A 4,032-nucleotide genomic window follows, 5' to 3' on the forward strand; every position below is an offset into this window, starting at 1 on the left:
ATCCGCTGTTCTCCTGGAACTTTCCGCCTTGGGCTTCGGAGCCGATATGCTTATCGATTTCCGTAAGGCACTTCACCGCCCAAACGGTATTTTGCTCGTGACTGGGCCCACGGGCAGTGGCAAAACGACTACCCTTTACGCTGCGCTGTCCGAACTTAATTCTCCAGAAAAAAAGATACTCACCATCGAGGATCCTATTGAATACGAATTGAAAGGTATCAATCAGGTTGAGGTAAAGCCACAGATTGAACTAACCTTTGCCAGAGCCTTGCGCTCATTTCTACGACAGGATCCAGATATTATCATGGTGGGTGAAATCCGCGATGCCGAATCGGCTAAGATTGCTGTCGAATCAGCTTTGACCGGCCATCTGGTTCTTTCCACTCTTCATACCAACAGTGCTGCAGCTACCATTACTCGTCTCCTGGAAATGGGCATTAAGGATTATCTACTGACATCTACCCTGGTTGGAGTTCTGGCGCAACGATTGGTGCGCAGAATCTGTACAGCATGTCGCGAACCCTACCAGCTTGAAGATTCACTGGCCAGGGAATATGGGCTGAAAGCCCTTGTTCCTGAAGGAGACGTGACTATTTTTCGTGGACGCGGATGTAAGGCCTGCCACGAATCGGGCTATCGTGGGCGAACTAACATTGGCGAGTTTCTTTTGCCTTCAGAAAGCATAACCTCCATCATTCTCCGAAGCGGGGAGGCAGGCGAGATTGAACGAGCTGCGGTGCAGGGTGGTATGCGTACCCTCTATCTGGATGGTCTAAAAAAGATCTTGGAAGGGGTGACATCTTTGGAAGAAGTTGTTCGAACGGCTTACAGACAATCAACCTAAACGCTTGGGGTTCGTTAACTTGCCCATATACGTCTACAAAGCGGTCAAACTTGGTAGTCGGGAAATAGTTGCCGATCAAGTTGTGGCTGCGGACCGATTTGCCGCAGCCCGGCAGTTGCGGGAGAAAGGGCTGACACCCTTGACTATTCAGGATGCCAAAAGGGGTACCTTTGGACTCGTTTCGGTAATTCGCAAATCGGGTCTTGAAAGCGACGATCTGATCTATCTTTCCCGCGAGTTGGCTACATTGGTTGATGCAGGAATGGATGTTGGACGCGCCATCCGGTTGATGGCTGAACTGTCGGACAATCCGAGGCTTGGTAAATCGCTTCGGTTGGTCATGGAACGCATCCATGACGGAGACACACTTTCTAAAGCTCTGGAAAGCCAGCCAGAGAATTATCCGCCACTTTTCGTCAACATGGTACGGGCTGGTGAAGTAGGGGGTAATCTGGCTATGGCGTTAGGAGAGCTTTCCAGCTTTCTGGAACGAGCCGAGGAGATACGTTCAAAAACAAAATCTGCCTTGGTCTATCCGTACATCATGCTCTTCATGATGGGTGGTTCCCTGGCGGTACTTTTCGGCATGGTTCTTCCCCAGTTCGAACCTTTGTTCAAGGATGCTGGAGATAAGCTACCCTTTTTGACCCAAATTTTGATGGGTATTAGCCACGGCTTTCGCAATTATGGCAAAGTAGGGTTTGTCCTGTTCCTGCTTATTTTTCTTGGGGGGCGAGTGTTGTTTAGGCAGCCGAAGATTCGTAAAAAATGGCACCTTATCCTGTTGAATAGCTCCCTAGTGGGCGATGTCATCGTCAAGTTTGAGGTGGCTAGATTCAGTAGGACCTTTGCTACGTTGATGAAAAACGGGGTCGAGACCATGAAGGCTATGAGTATGTCGATAGCTACAATGGGTAATCTGGTGTTGGCTGAAGCCATGCTGGAAGTACAGAAAGGCCTGAGTATGGGAGATGGGTTATCGAAAGCTCTAGAAAAGAAGGGAATTTTTCCGAGTCGAGTAATCCAACTACTACGCATCGGTGAGGAAACGGGCCAGTTGAACGAAATGCTGGAACGTATCGGTAGTATCTACGAAAAAGAGGTTGAAAGGGGTGTTGCTCGTTTGATGGCCCTTCTTACTCCGGCCATCACCATTGGATTGGGAATATTAGTGGCCTTGATCGTTGCTTCAATCCTGATTACCGTATTGAGTGTAAATAAACTCGCTTTCTAGGGGATAGCTTATGCCTTGTATCTATGGGAAAACGGCGGTACGCTCAGATTTTGGTTTCACTCTGATTGAGTTGCTGGTCGTGCTGATGATTCTCGGCCTGCTGGTTACTCTGGCAGCTCCGGCTCTCCTTGGTACGCTGGGGGGAGCCCAGGGCGACGCGGCGGCAGTACAGATCGAGAACATCTCCTCGAAGCTTGATGTTTTCCGGTTGAACATCGGTCGCTATCCTACCCAAGAGGAAGGGCTGAAGGCACTATTGGAAGCTCCATCTGCTGTCGGTGGTAAGTGGAAAGGCCCTTATGTCAAGGAGAGCATGCTGACGGATCCCTGGGGCAGGCCTTATGTCTATGTTTTTCCAGGTAAACATGGCAGTAAGTTCGATCTCTCTTCCCTGGGAGCCGATGGTCAGGAGGGTGGTGAGGGTGAAAACAAGGATATCACCAGCTGGAAAAAACCCTGACAAGGGTGGCTACACGCTTATTGAACTGATGGTAACTCTGGCTATTCTTAGTCTCTTAGCTAGCCTGACCCCAATGACCATGGAGGCAGCGTTGCCTTCCTTACGGCTTGAATCGACTTTCCGGGAAGGTGCAGCTCTGATGCGGTTTGCCCGAAGCCAAGCAGTCTTTTCCCATCGGGAAGTGTGGGTGCTGCTCGATCGAAATACCAACCTCATCGGTGGTGGCAGTTTGGATAGGACGGTAAACTGTCCACCTGAAATGGAGCTAGCTTTCACGGTAGCGGAGTTGGAAAAACGGAACGAAAACCAGGGAGGCATCCGCTTTTTCCCGAACGGTAGTTCTAATTCTGGGCCTTTATATTTGGGAGCTAGCCCCCAGCATGGTAGATATAACCACTGCAGTAGAGCGAAAATTGATTATTTCTTGTTTTACAATAGGGCCTTGCAAGATAGCGAATTAGCGTTAATAAAATAAGCGTGAAAATTTTTGGAAAGGTGTTTTGAATGCAAATCTGTTATCAGTTTTTTGCTCTTTTTTTTGAGTGTGTTATATAATGACTTATGGATGTAGTCAGGGTATCAGTCTCTCCGTTTTTTTTCAATTAATGGGTGAATGGCTAATTCATCACGGACAGTTGGACTCGACTGGTATGGATAGAGCTATGCGACATCACGATGCTGGAACGAGTCGATTCGATCAGGCGTTAGTCAAGCTCGGGTTGGTCAATGACAAGGATCTGGCCAACGTCAAGGCCCAGCTTTTGGGGCTGCCCCTTGTGCAGGCTGGGGAATATCCTGTTACCCCCGTTTTAGATGGAGTAGTTAATAGCAGTTTTTTCCTGGAAAACCATATTGTACCGCTATGCGAGGCTCCGCACGGACTACAGGTCGCTGTGGCCGATCCACTAGATACGTTCAGTTTGCAAGCTCTTAAGTTGCGCTATGGAAAACCTATTTTTCCAAAGGTTGGAGTTCCTGCCGAAATTGAAGCTGCTTTGAAACTGCAGTTTCCGGGAATTCAAAACAGTTCTGGAGAAGCAAGTATCGTCTCTGATGATGATCTTGAACGTCTTAAGGATCAGGCCGCTGAAGGGCCAGTTATCAAGTTGGTCGAACAATTGATCGAAAGGGCCGTAGAGTTCGTTTCTTCCGATATTCACGTTGAACCGTTTGAAGATGTGTTACGTGTGCGTTTCCGCAGAGACGGATTGCTTACTGATGAAGAGACTTTTCCAAAAAATCAGGCTGCACCTGTTATTTCTCGAATCAAGATCATCGCTAGGCTTGATTTTGCTGAACGACGCCTACCCCAGGACGGTCGTATCCGTATGGCTGTACGTGGTAAGCTAGTTGATTTTCGCGTTTCTACCACCCCGACACTTTATGGGGAGTCGGTGGTATTGCGCATACTCGACAAATCCGCTGTTCTCCTGGAACTTTCCGCCTTGGGCTTCGGAGCCGATATGCTTATCGATTTCCGTAAGGCACTTCACC

The 4,032-nt window shown here is 48.7% G+C and carries 5 protein-coding genes; all 5 read left to right on the plus strand.

All coding sequences use genetic code 11. The features are described from left to right. On the plus strand, positions 1-844 hold an 844-nt coding region (locus tag EJP87_RS14375), incomplete at its 5' end, for a GspE/PulE family protein (protein ID WP_193771406.1). Beyond that, positions 813-2,078, plus strand: a complete 1,266-nt coding sequence (locus EJP87_RS14380; RefSeq protein WP_130472556.1) for a type II secretion system F family protein — start codon at positions 813-815, stop codon at positions 2,076-2,078. The genes EJP87_RS14375 and EJP87_RS14380, both read left to right, overlap by 32 nt. A gap of 10 nt (positions 2,079-2,088) precedes the next feature. Further along, positions 2,089-2,538, plus strand: coding sequence for a type II secretion system major pseudopilin GspG (gene gspG, locus EJP87_RS14385; RefSeq protein WP_130472557.1), 450 nt, complete (start codon positions 2,089-2,091; stop codon positions 2,536-2,538). Then, a complete protein-coding gene (locus EJP87_RS14390; protein ID WP_193771407.1) occupies positions 2,501-3,013 on the plus strand; it encodes a GspH/FimT family pseudopilin in 513 nt (170 codons plus the stop codon). Before gspG ends, EJP87_RS14390 begins: the two co-directional genes overlap by 38 nt. A gap of 187 nt (positions 3,014-3,200) precedes the next feature. Beyond that, a partial coding sequence (locus EJP87_RS14395) for a GspE/PulE family protein (RefSeq protein ID WP_193771408.1) occupies positions 3,201-4,032 on the plus strand: 832 nt, incomplete at its 3' end.

It is taken from the genome of Candidatus Magnetaquicoccus inordinatus, assembly GCF_004217665.1.
Lineage (GTDB): Bacteria > Pseudomonadota > Magnetococcia > Magnetococcales > Magnetaquicoccaceae > Magnetaquicoccus > Magnetaquicoccus inordinatus.